Source organism: Buttiauxella gaviniae, assembly GCF_040786275.1.
Lineage (GTDB): Bacteria > Pseudomonadota > Gammaproteobacteria > Enterobacterales > Enterobacteriaceae > Buttiauxella > Buttiauxella gaviniae_A.
In genome coordinates, this window is sequence record NZ_JBFMVT010000002.1 from 28297 (window position 1) to 45726 (window position 17430).

The 17430-nt window shown below is 51.3% G+C and carries 19 protein-coding genes and 1 other annotated feature; of the genes, 4 read left to right on the forward strand and 15 right to left on the reverse strand.

The annotated features are described in order from the left end of the window. The first annotated feature begins 5 nt into the window (after nt 1-5). From AB1E22_RS00760 to AB1E22_RS00775, 4 genes are read left to right on the forward strand one after another with little or no spacing between them, the layout of a single operon-like run. Entirely contained in the window at nt 6-1037 is a 1032-nt protein-coding gene (locus AB1E22_RS00760) for a hemin-degrading factor (protein ID WP_367593622.1), read from the forward strand. Next, on the forward strand, nt 1034-1849 hold the full coding sequence (locus AB1E22_RS00765; RefSeq protein WP_367593623.1) for a heme/hemin ABC transporter substrate-binding protein: 816 nt from the start codon (nt 1034-1036) through the stop codon (nt 1847-1849). Before AB1E22_RS00760 ends, AB1E22_RS00765 begins: the two co-directional genes overlap by 4 nt. Before the next feature lie 35 nt (nt 1850-1884). Next, nucleotides 1885-2847 carry a FecCD family ABC transporter permease gene (locus tag AB1E22_RS00770; protein WP_437178401.1) on the forward strand — a complete coding sequence of 321 codons (963 nt, stop codon included), beginning with the start codon at nt 1885-1887 and terminating at the stop codon, nt 2845-2847. Continuing rightward, a complete protein-coding gene (locus tag AB1E22_RS00775; protein WP_367593624.1) occupies nt 2840-3619 on the forward strand; it encodes a heme ABC transporter ATP-binding protein in 780 nt (259 codons plus the stop codon). The genes AB1E22_RS00770 and AB1E22_RS00775 overlap by 8 nt, the downstream gene beginning before the upstream one ends. A 30-nt stretch (nt 3620-3649) precedes the next feature. Here AB1E22_RS00775 and selO read toward each other — a convergent pair whose 3' ends face one another. The 15 genes from selO to thrS form a co-directional block, all read right to left on the reverse strand. After that, nucleotides 3650-5095, reverse strand: coding sequence for a protein adenylyltransferase SelO (gene selO / locus AB1E22_RS00780; RefSeq protein WP_367593625.1), 1446 nt, complete (start codon nt 5093-5095; stop codon nt 3650-3652). 64 nt (nt 5096-5159) lie between these two features. Next, on the reverse strand, nt 5160-5891 hold the full coding sequence (locus AB1E22_RS00785) for an EAL domain-containing protein (protein ID WP_367593626.1): 732 nt from the start codon (nt 5889-5891) through the stop codon (nt 5160-5162). 167 nt (nt 5892-6058) lie between these two features. Continuing rightward, nucleotides 6059-7033, reverse strand: coding sequence for a LacI family DNA-binding transcriptional regulator (locus tag AB1E22_RS00790; RefSeq protein ID WP_367593627.1), 975 nt, complete (start codon nt 7031-7033; stop codon nt 6059-6061). Between the two features lie 139 nt (nt 7034-7172). After that, nucleotides 7173-7634: an NlpC/P60 family protein gene (locus tag AB1E22_RS00795; RefSeq protein WP_367593628.1), complete on the reverse strand. Its 462-nt coding sequence runs from the start codon at nt 7632-7634 to the stop codon at nt 7173-7175. Between the two features lie 81 nt (nt 7635-7715). Further along, nucleotides 7716-8465 (reverse strand): vitamin B12 ABC transporter ATP-binding protein BtuD, encoded by a 750-nt coding sequence (gene btuD, locus AB1E22_RS00800; protein WP_367597293.1) that lies wholly within the window; start codon nt 8463-8465, stop codon nt 7716-7718. Beyond that, nucleotides 8462-9010 (reverse strand): glutathione peroxidase, encoded by a 549-nt coding sequence (locus AB1E22_RS00805; RefSeq protein ID WP_367593629.1) that lies wholly within the window; start codon nt 9008-9010, stop codon nt 8462-8464. Before AB1E22_RS00805 ends, btuD begins: the two co-directional genes overlap by 4 nt. A gap of 28 nt (nt 9011-9038) precedes the next feature. After that, nucleotides 9039-10019, reverse strand: coding sequence for a vitamin B12 ABC transporter permease BtuC (gene btuC, locus AB1E22_RS00810; protein ID WP_367593630.1), 981 nt, complete (start codon nt 10017-10019; stop codon nt 9039-9041). Between the two features lie 118 nt (nt 10020-10137). After that, a complete protein-coding gene (gene ihfA / locus AB1E22_RS00815; RefSeq protein WP_001229265.1) occupies nt 10138-10437 on the reverse strand; it encodes an integration host factor subunit alpha in 300 nt (99 codons plus the stop codon). Nucleotides 10438-10441: 4 nt separating this feature from the next. Then, the gene (gene pheT, locus AB1E22_RS00820) at nt 10442-12829 is read right to left on the reverse strand and encodes a phenylalanine--tRNA ligase subunit beta (protein ID WP_367593631.1); all 2388 of its coding nucleotides are present in this window, start codon (nt 12827-12829) and stop codon (nt 10442-10444) included. A 14-nt stretch (nt 12830-12843) separates the two neighbouring features. Next, nucleotides 12844-13827 carry a phenylalanine--tRNA ligase subunit alpha gene (pheS, locus tag AB1E22_RS00825; protein WP_367593632.1) on the reverse strand — a complete coding sequence of 328 codons (984 nt, stop codon included), beginning with the start codon at nt 13825-13827 and terminating at the stop codon, nt 12844-12846. 69 nt (nt 13828-13896) lie between these two features. Beyond that, nucleotides 13897-14020 (reverse strand) — a sequence feature (Phe leader region). Continuing rightward, on the reverse strand, nt 13971-14015 hold the full coding sequence (gene pheM / locus AB1E22_RS00830; protein WP_106120997.1) for a pheST operon leader peptide PheM: 45 nt from the start codon (nt 14013-14015) through the stop codon (nt 13971-13973). It overlaps the preceding feature by 45 nt. A gap of 117 nt (nt 14021-14137) precedes the next feature. Next, nucleotides 14138-14494, reverse strand: coding sequence for a 50S ribosomal protein L20 (gene rplT, locus AB1E22_RS00835; RefSeq protein WP_000124850.1), 357 nt, complete (start codon nt 14492-14494; stop codon nt 14138-14140). A gap of 45 nt (nt 14495-14539) precedes the next feature. After that, nucleotides 14540-14737: a 50S ribosomal protein L35 gene (rpmI, locus tag AB1E22_RS00840; protein ID WP_004263702.1), complete on the reverse strand. Its 198-nt coding sequence runs from the start codon at nt 14735-14737 to the stop codon at nt 14540-14542. Nucleotides 14738-14833: 96 nt separating this feature from the next. Next, on the reverse strand, nt 14834-15376 hold the full coding sequence (gene infC / locus AB1E22_RS00845) for a translation initiation factor IF-3 (protein WP_139877844.1): 543 nt from the start codon (nt 15374-15376) through the stop codon (nt 14834-14836). A 4-nt stretch (nt 15377-15380) separates the two neighbouring features. Further along, nucleotides 15381-17309: a threonine--tRNA ligase gene (thrS, locus tag AB1E22_RS00850; protein WP_367593633.1), complete on the reverse strand. Its 1929-nt coding sequence runs from the start codon at nt 17307-17309 to the stop codon at nt 15381-15383. Between the last annotated feature and the right edge of the window lie 121 nt (nt 17310-17430).

Genomic DNA, 17430 nt, shown 5'->3' on the forward strand with positions numbered 1-17430 from the left:
GCAAAATGACTCAGCGTTATGAAAACTGGTTGCAGTACAAACAACAGCATCCGAAAAAATATGCTCGCGACATCGCAAAACTGATGAATATCAGCGAAGCAGAACTGACTCATGCCCGCGTAGGGCACGATGCCTGGCGTTTAAAAGGCGAAATCCGCGACATGCTGACATCCCTTGAAAGCGTGGGTGAAATCAAGTCCATTTGCCGGAACGAATATGCGGTGCATGAACACATTGGGCGTTTTGAAAATCAGCAGCTTCACGGCCACGCCGGACTGGTTCTTAACCCGCGCGCGCTGGATTTACGGTTGTTCCTGAATCAATGGGCTTTCGCTTTCCACGTACGTGAAACAACCGCTCGCGGTGAGCGTCAGAGCATTCAGTTCTTTGATCATCAGGGCGATGCGCTGCTGAAGGTTTACACCACCGATAACACGGATTTCGCCGCCTGGGGCCAAATGTTGGCGACCTATATTTACGCGGATAATCCCGAGCTCGAGCTGCAAGCGGCGCAAGAAAGCGTGATGACACCCGCGGTCGACGGTCAGCAGGTGGAAGCCGAATGGCGCTCTATGCGCGACGTGCATCAATTCTTTGGTTTACTAAAGCGCCACCAGTTGACTCGCCAACAGGCGTTCCGCCTGGTGGCCGAAGATCTGGCCTGCCAGGTGGATAACAACGCGCTGACACAATTACTGGGACAAGCTAAACAAGATAAAAACGAAATTATGGTATTTGTGGGCAACCAGGGCTGCGTGCAGATATTCACCGGCGTCGTTGAAAAAGTCGTGCCGATGGATAACTGGATCAACATTTTCAACCCGCAATTCACGCTGCACTTGTTAGCCGACACCATCGCCGAAAGCTGGGTGACGCGTAAGCCAAGTGGCGATGGTTTCGTGACTAGCCTTGAACTGTTCGCGGCGGACGGCACGCAAATCGCGCAACTCTATGGCCAGCGCACCGAAGGCGAGCCGGAGCAACAGCAGTGGCGTACCCAGCTTGAAGCCCTGGTAAACAAAGGATTGGCTGCATGAAACGCTGGTTAATTGCCCTGCTCGCTTTGCCTGCGATTGCCGCCGCCAATGAACGCGTGGTGGCCATTGGCGGTGACGTAACAGAAATTGCTTACGCATTAGGATCGGGCGACCAGTTGGTCGCTCGTGATAGCACCAGTTTACATCCGGCGGCGGCCACTAAACTGCCTGACGTGGGCTATTTACGCCAGCTCAATGCGGAAGGGATTCTGGCGATGCGCCCTACGCTTGTGCTGGCCAGCGCTCAGGCAAAGCCTTCGTTAGCCCTTGAGCAGGTTGCGAGTAGCAAGGTTAACGTCGTAACTATTCCGGCGAATAATTCGCTGGAAGGCATTGATGAAAAAATTGATGCGGTCGCACAAGCGATGGGGAAAACGGTTCAAGGCGATGCTTTGCGCAAACAAGTGCATAGCAAGCTGGCGTCCATTCCTCAAAAACCTTTGCCGGTGAAAGTCTTGTTCATCATGAGTCATGGTGGCATGACGGCAATGGCTGCCGGGCAAGAAACGGCGGCGGATGCCGCTATTCATGCGGCAGGTTTGCAGAATGCGATGCAAGGCTTCAAACGTTATCAGCCTATGTCTCAGGAAGGGGTGATTGCGAGCCAACCGCAACTGGTGCTGATCACCTCAGACGGCGTGAAAACGCTGGGCGGCGAAGCTAATGTCTGGACGTTGCCGGGGCTTGCACAAACCCCTGCTGGGAAAAATCGCCAGTTGTTAGTGGTCGATGATATGGCGCTGCTCGGTTTTGGGCTGCAAACGCCGGATGCCATTCTTGCGTTACGCAATAAAGCGGAGCTTGTTCCTTGATACGCCGTTGCCTGCCTCAGCGCGCCCTGCTCGCCATGGTTATTTTGCTGCTGGCGCTCTCTTTAGTTGCCGCAAACTTAGGCGCAATGCGGCTTTCTATCGCCGTATTGTGGCAAGCCCAGGATGAAGCGTTGCGCCATATTTGGCTTAATATCCGCCTGCCGCGTGTCCTTTTAGCCACGCTGGTCGGCGGTGCGCTGGCGCTTTCAGGTTGTGTGATGCAGGGGCTGTTTCGGAACCCGCTCGCTGACCCTGGATTACTGGGGATCAGCAGCGGTGCCGCGCTGGCGGTGGGGTTTTCAGTCGTGCTGCCGCTGACGCTTCCGGTTGTTCTGGCGTTGTATGTTCCGATGCTGGCGGCTTTTCTTGGAAGTCTCGCCGTTACGCTGGTGATTTTCTTTCTCAGCCGCCAGGGCAATAACAGTCTTTCGCGCCTGTTGTTAGTGGGTATCGCCATTAATGCGCTGTGTGGCGCGGCGGTCGGCGTGTTGTCGTGGATTAGCAATGATGCTCAGCTACGCCAGTTATCCCTTTGGGGAATGGGGAGTCTCGGGCAGGCACAGTGGTCAACGTTACTTGCCACCGCCTCGTTGATTGTTCCGGCGTCAGTTGCCATCGCATTTTTATCTAACCGGCTCAATCTGTTGCAGCTTGGCGACGAAGAAGCCCATTACCTTGGCGTGGACGTTAAAAAAACGCAGCGGCAATTACTGATTTTAAGTGCGCTATTAGTGGCGGCCGCCGTTGCCATAAGCGGCGTGATCGGTTTTGTCGGCCTTGTCGTTCCACATTTAGTGCGAATGTGGCTTGGGGCCGATCATCGCTGGTTGATTCCCGGTTCGGTGCTGGCGGGCGCGATGTTATTGCTGGTAGCCGATACGCTGGCCCGCACATTGGTTGCCCCTGCGGAAATGCCCGTGGGTTTGCTGACCAGCCTGCTCGGCGGCCCGTGGTTTTTAGCACTAATATTCCGCTCCAGGAGGGAAACGGATGGCTGATTTACTTCAGGCGCAAAATGTTACGCTGCGCCTCGGCGCTCGGGCATTGCTTGACGACATTAATCTGACGCTTTCGGCGGGTGAAGTTGTGGCATTAATCGGCCCGAACGGTGCGGGCAAATCCACGCTTTTGCGCGTGCTGACGGGCTTTCAACCGCCTGATAGCGGTGAAATCACTCTGGCCGGGCGGGCGTTGAGGGAATGGTCGGGTGAAGCGTTATCACGTAAACGGGCGGTTATGCGCCAGCGCAGCGGGATGGCCTTTAGCTGGTCGGTCGAGGATGTCATCACCATGGGGCGAGCGCCGTGGGCCGAGAAAGAGACGCGAGCCATCGTCCAGGAAGTGATGGCGCTGACAGGCTGCGATGCGCTCGCCGGGCGTGATTTTTGCCAGCTTTCCGGGGGTGAACAGCAGCGCGTCCAGCTTGCTCGCGCGTTGGCGCAGTTATGGTTTGAAGGCCAGCCCCACGGCTGGCTGTTTTTGGATGAGCCGACGTCCGCCCTGGATTTGTATCATCAGCAGCATATTTTGCGCCTGCTGCGTCGTTTATCGCTGATGGGGACGTTGTCAGTTTGCGTTGTGCTGCATGACTTAAATCTGGCGGCGCTCTGGGCAGACCGAATTGTGTTGCTGCATGAAGGGCGCCTGGTGGCAAATGGTTCGCCGCAGCAGGTGCTGGATGAATCCACGCTGCAGCATTGGTATCAGGCGGATTTGCGGGTGTTCAGACATCCTGAACACCCGGTTCCACAGGTGTGGTTAAAGCAGTAACGATTTTTGTTGGATGTCGCTACGCTGCTCTCAACTTGAACAGCTCACTTCTAACCGTTTGCCCCAGTCCGGCGGGCGTTGTGTAAACTCGTCCGGGTGGTCGGCAAACGGTTGTTGCAGCGTTTCATGTAATTGCGCCAAAACACTCACATCGCCCTGCTCTGCGGCGTCAATCGCTCGTTGAGCCAGCCAGTTACGCAAAACTACGGATGGATTGGCGGCTTTCATCGCCTGTTGGCGCTGTTCATCATTTATCTGCTCGGTTTGCAGACGTGCGCGATAGCAGGTAAACCAACTGTCAAAAGCAGCGCGGTCAATAAATTCGTCGCGTAACGGCGAGCTGGCGGAGTTCTGCTCCGTCAGGCTCAACATTCTGAATGTCCGCGTGTAATCACTTCCCTCTTTTGCCATCAATCCGAACAGCTCGGTCAAAATTTCGTTATCCGCGGTTTGTTCGGTCAGTAACCCCAGCTTGCCACGCATCAGTTCTCCGAAGGCTTTCATCAGCGCAAACTGATAATGGTCGAGCAACTCATTGAGCCATTCCACCGAAATAAACGGGGACAGCGTTTGGGCGAGCCGCTGTAAATTCCAGAGCCCTACCGCAGGCTGATTATCAAAGGCATAACGCCCCTGATGATCGGAATGGTTGCAGATAAAATCGGGCTGATAATCGTCGAGGAAGCCATACGGGCCGTAATCCATGGTCAGACCGAGAATCGACATATTGTCGGTATTCATGACGCCATGCGCGAACCCTACGGTTTGCCAGTGAGCAATCATCTGCGCGGTACGTTCGACAACATCCCGGAACCAAAGCGTGTACTTTTCATCTTCATCAACCAAATGCGGCCAGTGATGGGCGATGACGTAATCTGCCAGGCGCTGAACCTTTTCCGGTTCGCGGCGATAATAGAAATGTTCAAAGTGACCAAAGCGGACGTGACTTTGCGCCACACGCATTAGCATGGCACCTTGTTCGGTGGTTTCGCGCTGCACGGGCGTATCGCTGGTGACAATAGTGAGCGCACGCGTGGTGGGAATACCCAATCCGTGCATGGCTTCACTGGCGAGAAACTCACGCACGGTTGAACGCAGCACCGCGCGGCCATCGCCCATGCGGGAATAAGGCGTCAGGCCAGCCCCTTTCAGGTGCCAGTCGAATTTACGACCATCCGCTAATTGTTGCTCACCGAGCAAAATTCCTCGCCCGTCGCCTAGCTGACCGGCCCAGACGCCGAACTGATGCCCGCTGTATACCTGAGCCAGCGGCTGCATACCTTGCAGCAGCGTTTCACCGCTCCAGATACCTGCGTGGGCTTCATCAAACAGGGAAGAATTAAGCTCAAGGTCGGCGGCAAGCGCCCGGTTATAGTAAAACAGCCGGGCGTTATGCAGCGGTGTTGGCTTCAGCGCCGTATAAAAACCGGGCAGTTCATCGTGCCAGCTATTGTTAAAAACAGGGTTATGGGTCATGGAACCTCCTGCCGATAGTGTAGTGCTTATATGGGGGTTTAAACACGGCACATTGGCAGGGGTATTAGTTCAAGGAGGAATCTTCCGATGAGAATCCGTCTTTCAGCGTTTGCGCGGAAACGCCTGGCCAGAGATTTCCCTGCATCGCATAGCCGGTTAACGCCTCTATTTGCCGACGTGAAACGTCATTATCAATACCGGTGACGACCAGAGTCTGGCAAAACGGTGAAAGCTGCGCACGCAGTGCCAACAAAAATGGCTCAAATGAACGTTGTTTCATTTGCTTATGAATAAATGATTTATCCAAAAATACACGTTTAAATAGCCCATCAAAGATAGGTTTAGTGGTCGCCATTCCTGCACCAAAATTGCCCAGCACTAATGGATAATTCTTACCTAGCGCCATTAAACGCGTATTTTGATTGCCAAGATTTAACTCAGGGAAGTTTTCATTGACTACAAATTCAATGAAGGAGAGACGCGCCAAACGGGCATGCAACTCTGGGCTGGCCAAAATTGCATCAACAATTGCCGCGCTTATATTTACCCATACCACCTTGTTTTGAGTCTTAAAAAACGCTTGATAGTTTTCGAGTAAATCTATTTGCTCATTGAATAATATTAATTGTTGTTCTGATTTAATAACCGCCGAAACTAATTCTGTTGGAATACGCACGGGCGCATCAACACCAACAAAATTCACTATTAATTCAAACCCTGGAACTTCACCATCCGCTAGATGAATAGGTTGGAAATAAAAATCTGAATGATATTGTGCATCGAGGGCGAGGATCATATTGCCAACCGTATAGAAATTGAGGTGGATGGCATCGTGACACGATGAACATCCAGCGTTAACTGGATTGATTTTATTAGAATTAAGTACAATTTCGTCCCTGAAAGTAGATCAGAATTATCTATGAATATGATTATATTATCCTGGTTATCCTGCCGTCGCCAGTTTTAACAAATACGACGAACGGAATCACGGTGGATTATCTCGGGTAAAAAAGATTCATTCTTACAATGATTATCCAATAATTTGCGGATAGCGAAGCGGGCCATTTCCGTTATCGGAAAATGGACGCTGGTTATTGCCGGGCGGACAAATGCGGCGCGTTCTCCGCTGTCATAACAAATAAGTGAGATATCCTGGGGAATGCGCAGCCCACGCTCGGTGACGGCAAGCATCGCACCAATGGCCAGTTCTTCGTTACAGCAATAAATTGCCGTTGGACGGATATTTTCTAAAAGCTGAGAAGCCAGTTGATAGCCCGCGGGCATATCATACTCCCCCCCTAACACCGCCGCAGGCACAAGTCCTGCGTTGCTCATGGCATCAAGAAACCCTTGTCGACGTAACAGACTCGATGAGCGGCTGCTGGGCCCGTGCAGGCAGACAATCGAGGTATGGCCTGCGTCAATAAAAACCTGGGTGGCAAGTGCGCTCGCCAAACGGTGATCAAAGACCACGCACCGATCTTCCAGGCCCTGCACTTCGCGGTCTAATACAATAAATTTGCGATCGAGCTCGGCCAACTGGAGAAGAGTTTCATCGGTAATGGCACGAACGTGTAATACCAGGCCATCGCAGCGCAAATTAAAAAGACGTTGAATCGCGCTCCGCTCTTTTTCGGCGGTGTCTCGCCCCTGGGTGACTAATAATTGCTGGCCCTGAAGTTCAGCTTCGCTTTGTACGGTATCCATGAGTGCGCCAAAGAAGCCACCGCGATAAGAGGTCGTGACGAGGCCAAGCGTATGGCTTTGGCTGGAGGCTAATGCACGGGCTGCCGGATTTGGGGAATAACCCAGTTCGGCAATTGCCGCTTCAACATTAATACGCGTTTGCGCTTTGACTTTAGTATCGCCATTGACCACGCGTGAAACGGTTGCCCGGGACACGCCTGCGCTGGCGGCAACATCTTCCAGAGTAACCATGTGCGACTATCCTTCAGGGGGAGCGAGATATTCCCGGATATTACCTGAAATTATAAGCGGGACATGGATTAACCGTGCAATTGCTGAAGGGAATCACGTTTAGGGCCATTGCTGGCCCTACGCAAGGAGAAGTAACGAACTAGATACGACGAGCCTGCCAGAATTTTTTACGCCAGTAGACGTTATCCAGCGAGGAACGCATCACGCCCCGGCTGGTCGAGGCATGAATAAATTGGTTGTCGGTGTCATAAATGCCGACATGCAGGCCACTTTCACCGGAACCGGTTTTAAAGAAAACCAAATCGCCGGGAAGCAAATCGTCTTTATCAATTTCAGTGCCGATTTTCGCCTGCTGGCGAGTTTCACGCGGCAATTGTAGCTCGAAGCGATCCCGGAAAGTGATTGAAACAAAGCCGGAGCAGTCGACACCGCGACGACTCATTCCGCCATAACGATAAGGCGCGCCACGCCAGCCGTTGAGCTGATCATTGAGCTTGGCAATCACCGTTATCGAATCTGACAAACGAGAATTCGGCGGGGGCGCATGATGGCTACACCCTGCGAGTACCAGACAGGCCACTACAATAATCCATACGCGCATTTTCAGGCTTGATCCTCACCCGTTTAAAATTTTCAGTAATTTAGCGCTTACCCATGATTTGATGCAAGTTTTTACCAGCAACTAAAGTGGGGCTATTAGCATACTGTGCCCTTCAATCTGCAATCGGCGGAAGTGCATGTTATAGGCTGTCGCTAAATGTTGCGGAGACAGCACTTCATCTCGACTACCCTGCGCAATCATTTTACCCGCCCGTAATAACCAGACGGTGTGCGCGTGTCGCAAACTGTGGTTTAAATCATGGCTACTCATCACCACCGCAATGCCCGCCTCGCAAAGCGCCACCAGAATTCGGTCAAGCGCCGTTTGCTGGGCCACATCCAGGCTGTTCATCGGCTCATCCAACAACAATAAACGCCCATGTGGATTGAGCTCGGGATGAATTTGCAGCACCACTGCCGCCAGGCGTACGCGCTGCCATTCGCCACCCGAAAGCTGATTGACCCCGCGGCTGAGTTTATCTGCCAGACCCAAATCATCGACCAGTTTCAGCATGACTGAATCTGTGTGACTAACGGGCTGGTGCAACTGCAAATAGTGCCAGACGGGCATGGAAAACGGCGGCATCTGCTGCTGGGAAAGATAAGCCCGATTGTGAGCCAATTGCGTAGGCTGCCAGTCGCTAAGATCACGCCCTTCAAAGATTATCTGCCCCGCACCCGCGCTTAACCCTGCAGCTCGCGTCAGCAGCGTACTTTTCCCCGCACCGTTTGGCCCCACCAAATGCACCAACTCGCCGGGTTGAACCGTAGCGGAAATCGGGCCAAGGCGCTCCGCTACAGCAACGTTACTCAGTTGCAACAATGACATTATCTCGCCAACGCCGATTTAATCGCATTCACAACTGTTGGGTCGTCAGGTGTCATATCCGGTGAAAAACGCGCTATCACCTGGCCATCACGGCCAATGAGGAATTTTTCGAAATTCCAGAGAATATCGCCCACGCGGGCAGGCGCACGGCCTTTACTGCTCATGCGTTCGAGGAATCCGCTGCCTTCTGGTGCCACGGCCTGCGGGGCGGCGGCAACCAGTTTTTGGTACAGCGGATGACGATTTTCGCCGTTCACTTCAAGCTTGCTGAACATTGGGAAGGTCACGCCGTAGGTGGTGCTGCAAAACGTTTTGATCTCTTCTTCGCTGCCCGGTTCCTGGCCCAGGAACTGATTGCATGGGAATCCCAGAACCGAGAACCCCTCGTGCTCAAACTCTTTTTGCAGATTTTCTAATTGCTCGTATTGCACCGTCAGGCCGCATTTTGAGGCAACGTTCACCAGCAGCAGCACTTTGCCCTTCCAGTTTTTGAGCGTTGTGGCTTCACCGTCAATAGTGTTGACTTCAGTGTTGAGAATGTCTTGCATTACGTCCCCTTAGTTTGACTGCGGTTCATTATTTTCCAGCTTTTAATAATAGCCAGATAAACACAGGTGCGCCTAACGTTGCGGTCACAACGCCAATCGGTAACTCTGCTGAAGCCAATGCCAGGCGCGCAATAATATCGGCCCCAAGCAGCACGGTTGCTCCGGCAAGCGCACTCGCCGGAAGTAAAATGCGGTGATCGTTCAACCCTTTCAGGCGCAGCATATGGGGAATGACGAGGCCAATAAAACCAATCGCCCCTGCCAGCGCAACGCTAACACCCACCAGCCAGCCGGTGGCGATTACCAGAATGTTTCGCCAGAGCCAGACCGGCAGCCCCAACTGGCGGGCCGACATTTCGCCCAGCACCATCAGATTCAGCGGCGCATAGTTACGACACAGCCACAGCATGACGGGTAATAGCGTCACCATCAGCCACCATTGCCGCCAGTCGATACCGCCAAACCCGCCCATCATCCAGTACATAAGCTGGCGTAAATCCAGACTGGTACTGAAATAGATAGCCCAGGTCATCAGTGCGCTACAGATGATCCCCAGAGCGACGCCCGCCAGTAATAAACGGCTATTCGATAGATGTCTTCTTGAAAAGCGCAGCAAGATAAACGTAATAACCAGCGCCCCCAGAATGGCACAGATACCTAACGCCCAGCCCGGAAGCATTCCTTGCCCAAGCAACACCGCCGCAACTAGCGCAACACCTGCTCCGTTAGAGACACCAAGCAAACCGGGCTCAGCCAGTGGGTTCTCAAACAGCGCCTGCATAATCGTGCCAGAAATCGCCAGCGCCGCGCCGACCAGCAGTACAGCCAATGTGCGAGGCATGCGAATTTGCCAGATAAACAGCCGCGCATCTTCGCGCATCCAGTGTAAGGGGGAATACCACCGATCTCCGGCGCATAAACTCAGCACCGCCATGCCCAACATTGCGCAAAGCAGAGTGAGTAGCCAGAAGCGTTCGAGACGATGCTGCCTTGCGACATAAGTATGCATCTGGTTGATGAGATCCGATTAGTAACAATTGATAAAGTTGATTTTACGGGGGATTTTCAGCGCAGGACAAGAAGAAAAGAAAAAGGCCGCTATAGGCGGCCTTTTTGGTTAATTCAGGTTACTCGTCTTTTGGCGACGCGTTTTCAACCCTACTTTTCAACTTCTGACCAGGTCGGAAGGTCACTACACGGCGTGCCGTGATAGGAATATCTTCACCGGTCTTCGGGTTACGCCCGGGACGTTGGTTTTTATCGCGTAAGTCAAAATTACCAAAGCCTGATAGTTTAACCTGCTCGCCGTTTTCCAGAGCGCGACGAATCTCTTCGAAAAACAGTTCTACCAACTCTTTAGCATCACGTTTGCTAAGCCCTAGCTTATCAAACAGATATTCTGACATTTCAGCTTTTGTAAGCGCCATACGTTCAATCCCTCAATGATGCCTGGAATCGCTCTTTTAATGCCTCTACACATTTTGCAACGGTAGCGGCAATCTCCTCTTCTTCGAGTGTACGGCCCGTATCCTGTAGGATAAGGCTAATGGCAAGGCTCTTATAACCTTCGGCTACACCTTTACCACGGTACACATCAAACAAGTTTACGCCAACTACCTGATTTGCGCCAACTTTCTTACATTCGACCAAAACATCTGCTGCGGGAACGTTTTCTGCGACCACAACAGCGACGTCACGACGGTTCGCCGGGAAACGAGAAATTTCTTTCGACTCAGGCACAGCGCGGTCTGCAAGCTTGTTCCATAACACTTCGAACACCAGCGTACGGCCATTCAGAGATAGCTTGCGCTCAAGCTCTGGATGCACAACACCAATGAAACCAATGTATTCACCGTGTAAATAAATGGCTGCGCTTTGGCCCGGATGCAACGCCGGATTGGTTGCTGCTTTAAATTCGATGTCTGAAAGTTTACCTGTCAGATCGAGAACCGCTTCGAGATCGCCCTTCAAATCATAGAAGTCGACGGTATTACGCGCCAGATCCCAATGCTCTTCATAGCGGTTGCCGCAGATTGCACCAGCCAGCATAAGATCCTGACGGATACCCAAGTCTGCCTGAGTATCAGGAACAAAGCGTAAGCCAGACTCAAAAATACGCACGCGTGCCTGCTGGCGGTTTTGGTTATAAACCACGGTATTGAGCAGACCTGTCAACAAAGACAAACGCATGGCTGACATTTCGCTGGAAATTGGGCTCGGCAGAATCAGATTTTCCTCACCCGGGTGCAGCAGTTGTTGAACTTTTGGGTCAACAAAGCTGTAGGTGATCACTTCCTGATAGCCTTTATCCACCAGCATGGTTTTCACACGCTTGAGAGAAAGGTCTGCTTCGCGATGGCTGCCCATGATAAGACCCGCTTGAACCGGCTCATCTGGAATGCTGTTATAGCCATAAACGCGGGCAACTTCTTCAACCAGATCTTCTTCAATCTGCATATCAAAGCGCCAGCTAGGGGCGACGGCTGTCCACTGGTTATCACCTTCAGTCACTTCACAACCCAGACGACGCAGAATGTCGCTAACCTGCGCATCTTCAATATGATGGCCAATCAGACGATCCAGTTTACTGCGACGCAGAGTAATTGTGGCAGCTTTTGGCAGATATGCTTCGTTAGTTACATCGATAACCGGGCCAGCCTCACCGCCGCAGATGTCAATCAGCAAACGAGTAGCACGTTCCATCGCTTTATATTGCAGCGCAGAATCCACGCCACGCTCATAACGATGAGAGGCATCAGTATGCAGACCGTGGCGACGCGCGCGGCCAGTGATAGATAGCGGGCTGAAGAATGCGCATTCCAGCAGTACGTTCTGGGTTTCATCATTAACGCCAGAGTGTTCGCCACCAAAGATACCGCCCATTGCCAGCGCTTTTTTATGGTCGGCAATGACCAGCGTATCGGCATTCAGCTTCGCTTCGTTGCCATCAAGCAGCGTCAGGGTTTCACCCTCTTCCGCCAGACGCACAACAATGCCGCCTTCGATGCGGTTCAGGTCGAACGCATGCATCGGTTGGCCAAGTTCCAGCAGCACGTAGTTAGTCACGTCAACAACGGCATCGATAGAACGAATACCGCAACGACGCAGTTTTTCTTTCATCCACAGCGGCGTTGGCGCTTTAACGTTGATACCTTTGACAACACGGCCCAGGTAGCGCGGGCAGGCTTCAGGCGCATCCACACGAATTGGCAGCGTATCGGCGATAGTTGCGGCCACGGTAGCCATTTCTGGTTCGTTTAATGGCAGCTTGTTCACCACCGCAACATCACGGGCCACACCGATGATACCGAGGCAGTCGGCACGGTTTGGCGTTACGCTGATTTCGATAGTGTTGTCGTCAAGTTTCAGGTATTCGCGGATATCAGTCCCGATTGGCGCATCCAAAGGCAGTTCGATAATCCCGTTATGGTCATCGGAAATACCCAGCTCGGAGAACGAGCACAGCATGCCTTCTGACGGCTCACCACGCAGTTTCGCCGCTTTAATTTTGAAATCGCCTGGCAGCAAAGCACCGACGGTTGCGACAGCAACTTTCAGGCCCTGACGGCAGTTTGGCGCACCACAAACGATGTCTAACAGACGCTCGCCACCGACGTTTACTTTTGTCACACGCAGTTTGTCAGCGTTTGGATGTTGGCCGCACTCCACCACTTCACCCACTACGACGCCATTAAATGCGCCGGCAACGGCATCAACACCATCAACTTCAAGACCAGCCATAGTGATTTGGCTAGAAAGCTCCTCACTGCGGTTGGCTGGATTTACCCATTCGCGTAACCAGAGTTCACTGAATTTCATTGGATATTCCGCCTTTATTTGAACTGTTTGAGGAAACGTAAATCATTTTCGAAGAATGCACGCAGATCGGTCACGCCATAGCGCAGCATGGTCAAACGTTCCATACCCATACCGAATGCAAAGCCTGAATAAACTTCTGGATCAATACCGACGTTACGCAGAACGTTCGGATGCACCATGCCGCAGCCTAAGACTTCTAACCATTTGCCGTTTTTACCCATAACGTCAACTTCCGCGGAAGGCTCAGTGAACGGGAAATAAGAAGGACGGAAACGGATCTGCAAATTTTCTTCAAAGAAATTATTCAGGAAGTCATGCAGCGTGCCTTTCAGATTGGTGAAGCTGATGTTGGTATCAACAATTAAGCCTTCCATCTGGTGGAACATTGGGGTGTGAGTCTGATCGTAGTCGTTACGGTATACGCGGCCTGGTGCGATAATACGAATCGGCGGCTGCTTATCTTTCATGGTACGAATCTGTACGCCAGAAGTCTGGGTACGCAGCAGGCGTGTTGCATCAAACCAGAAAGTATCGTGGTCTGCACGAGCCGGGTGATGGCCTGGAATGTTCAGCGCATCAAAGTTGTGATAGTCATCTTCGATTTCAGGGCCCGTGGCTACGGTGAAGCCCAGTTCGCCAAAGAAGCTTTCAATGCGGTCAATGGTACGTGTGACCGGGTGCAGGCCACCGTTTTCAATACGACGACCAGGCAGTGAAATATCAATGGTTTCTTCTGCCAGGCGAGCATTCAGCGCAGCACTTTCCAGCGCGTTTTTGCGGGCATTCAGCGCTTCCTGAACTTTCTCTTTGGCTTCATTGATTACCGCGCCAGCGGCTGGACGCTCTTCTGGTGGCAATTCACGCAGGGTAGTCATCTGAAGAGTCAGATGCCCTTTCTTCCCTAAATATTCGACGCGTACGTTGTCTAACGCGGCAACATCCTGGGCCTCGTTTATGGCGGCCGTTGCGTTGGCAACCAGCTCTGCGAGATGTGGCATGGTATTCCTCTTATGCCGGCACAGTTGCCGGAGTAGTTGATTCGTATACTAATAGAAAAATGAAATGCCAAAAAAAAAGCCTCCATTATGGAGGCTTTCGGCGCTATTTTTCGTTTCTTTTCTTACGCGCAAAGCCCCCTGATTCAGGCGCTAAAGTAAAAAAAGAAACGGAAAATAGCAGCGTTCATGCTTGCAGTTACCTTATTTGTCAATTTTAAACCGCACCAGACAGGAGGCGTGGCTAAAACAGTCAACAGATTAATTATGTTAGAAATTAAAAGAGGGAGACAAGCTCCCTCTAATAACCGGCTTACGCCAGAGCTGCTTTCGCTTTCTCAACCAGTGCAGTAAATGCCACTTTGTCAAATACGGCGATGTCAGCCAGGATCTTACGGTCGATTTCAACAGAAGCTTTTTTCAAGCCGTTGATGAATTTGCTGTAAGAGATCCCGTTCTGACGAGCTGCAGCGTTGATACGTGCAATCCACAGCTGACGGAATTGACGTTTACGTTGACGACGGTCACGGTAAGCGTATTGGCCAGCTTTGATAACAGCCTGGAAAGCAACGCGGTATACGCGTGAACGCGCACCGTAGTAGCCTTTGGCTTGTTTAAGGATTTTTTTGTGACGAGCACGTGCGATTACACCACGTTTTACGCGAGCCATATTAGCTCTCCTGTTCTATATTCTGAATTAATTAAAAAGTTCTGCTTATGCGTACGGCAGGCACGCGACTACCAGGCCCAGATCCCCTTTGGAGACCATGCCTTTCGGACGCAGATGACGTTTACGCTTAGTAGACTTTTTAGTCAGAATATGACGCAGGTTAGCGTGCTTACGCTTAAAACCACCACCGGCGGTCTTTTTGAAGCGCTTAGCGGCGCCGCGTACTGTTTTAATCTTTGGCATTTAATAACTTTCCACTTCGCATTGTTAATAAAACGAACCAGAAGGCGAACAAAACTCACGAGGCCGAAACCTCGCGAGAACTGTTACTTGATGGCCTTACTGTTTCTTCTTCGGAGCGAGCACCATGATCATCTGGCGGCCTTCGATCTTCGATGGGAAGGATTCGACGACTGCCAATTCACTCAGATCGTCACGGACGCGGTTAAGCACTTCCATACCAATCTGTTGGTGAGCCATTTCACGACCGCGGAAACGCAGTGTGATTTTAGCTTTATCACCCTCTTCCAGAAAGCGAACCAGGCTGCGGAGTTTTACCTGATAGTCGCCATCATCGGTACCAGGTCGGAATTTGATTTCCTTGACCTGAATAACTTTTTGCTTTTTCTTCTGTTCCTTAGAAGATTTGCTTTTTTCGTAGAGAAACTTGCCGTAGTCCATAATTCGGCAAACAGGCGGTTCAGCATTAGGGCTGATTTCGACTAAATCAACTCCTGCCTCTTCGGCTTTTTCCAAAGCTTCATTCAGACTGACAATACCAATAGGTTCGCCGTCTAAGCCTGTCAGACGAACTTCTGTGGCACGAATTTCTTTGTTTATGCGATTAGGACGCGCCGGTTGAACTCTTTTTCCGCCTTTAATAACTCTATTCCTCTAGTTGATTTAGATTGCGGCTGCGAATTTCGTTTTGCAGCTTTTCAATCAATTCGTTGACGTCCATGCTCCCCAGATCTTTGCCACGACGGGTACGAACGGCTACTTTGCCTGCTTCGACCTCTTTGTCGCCACAAACTAACATGTAAGGGACACGACGCAACGTGTGTTCACGGATTTTAAAGCCAATCTTCTCATTTCTCAAGTCTGCTTTTACACGAATGCCTGCATTTTGCAGTTTACGGGTCAATTCGTTAACGTAATCAGACTGTCCATCAGTGATATTCATGACCACTGCTTGTACCGGCGCAAGCCAGGTTGGGAAGAAGCCCGCGAACTCTTCGGTCAGGATACCAATAAAACGTTCCATTGACCCGAGAATTGCACGGTGAATCATTACCGGAACCAGGCGTTCGTTACTTTCGCCGATATAAGACGCGTTCAGGCGTGATGGTAAAGAGAAGTCTAACTGTACTGTACCGCACTGCCATGCACGATCCAGGCAGTCATACAGGGTAAATTCAATTTTAGGGCCATAGAATGCACCCTCACCCGGTTGATAATCAAACGGAATGTTATTTTCTTGCAAAGCTACAGCCAAATCCGCCTCTGCACGATCCCACATTTCGTCGGTACCGATGCGTTTTTCCGGGCGAGTAGATAGCTTCACAACGATTTTTTCGAAACCGAAGGTGCTGTACATGTCATAAACCATGCGGATGCAGCTATTTACTTCGTCACGAACCTGCTCTTCAGTACAGAATACGTGCGCATCGTCCTGAGTAAAACCGCGAACACGCATCAGGCCATGCAACGCACCTGATGGCTCGTTACGGTGGCAGCTACCAAACTCAGCCATACGTAATGGCAGGTCACGGTAGGATTTCAGACCCTGGTTGAAGATCTGCACGTGACCTGGGCAGTTCATTGGCTTGATGCAGTATTCACGGTTCTCGGAAGAGGTCGTAAACATCGCATCTTTATAGTTGTCCCAGTGGCCGGTTTTTTCCCACAGCACACGGTCCATCATGAACGGGCCTTTCACTTCCTGATACTGATACTCTTTAAGCTTGGAGCGAACAAACACTTCCAGCTCACGGAAAATAGTCCAGCCGTCGTTGTGCCAGAACACCATACCTGGCGCTTCTTCCTGCATATGATACAGGTCGAGTTGCTTACCAATTTTACGGTGGTCGCGCTTAGACGCTTCTTCCAGGCGTTGCAGGTAGGCATTCAGTTGCTTTTTATCTGCCCATGCGGTGCCATAAATACGTTGCAACATTTTGTTGTTGCTGTCGCCACGCCAGTAAGCACCGGAGGTTTTCTGCAATTTGAAGTGATGACAGAAACGCATATTCGGTACGTGCGGACCGCGGCACATATCAACGTATTCTTCATGATGATACAAACCAGGGTTATCGTCATGGCTGATGTTTTCATCAAGAATCGCAACTTTGTAGCTTTCACCACGGTTGACGAAGGTTTCGCGGGCTTCATGCCAGCTCACTTTCTTCTTGATAACATCGTAATCTTTCTCAGCCAGCTCGTGCATACGCTTTTCGAGCAGCTCAAGATCTTCCTGCGTCAGCGTGTGGTCAATATCAACATCGTAGTAAAAACCGTTGTCGATAACCGGGCCAATCGCCATTTTAGTGTGCGGCCACAGCTGTTTGATGGCATGACCCAATAAGTGGGCGCATGAGTGGCGGAGAATCTCCAGGCCAGCTTCATCTTTAACGGTGATAATCGCGAGTTTTGCATCGTGCTCGATAAGATCGGATGCATCAACCAGTTCGCCGTCTACACGGCCAGCGATACATGCTTTTGCAAGGCCAGGACCGATGTCCAGGGCCACATCCAGCGGGCTAACAGCGTGGTCATAATGGCGTTGGCTGCCATCAGGAAGAGTAATAACAGGCATTATAAGTCCTTATTCGCAGTGGTGACCCATACGCAAGATCACGTGCAACATAAAATGTTATTTAAATTCATCTAGTTGCGTAGCCATCTGACCAACAATTGTCGGATTGGTACACAATCAT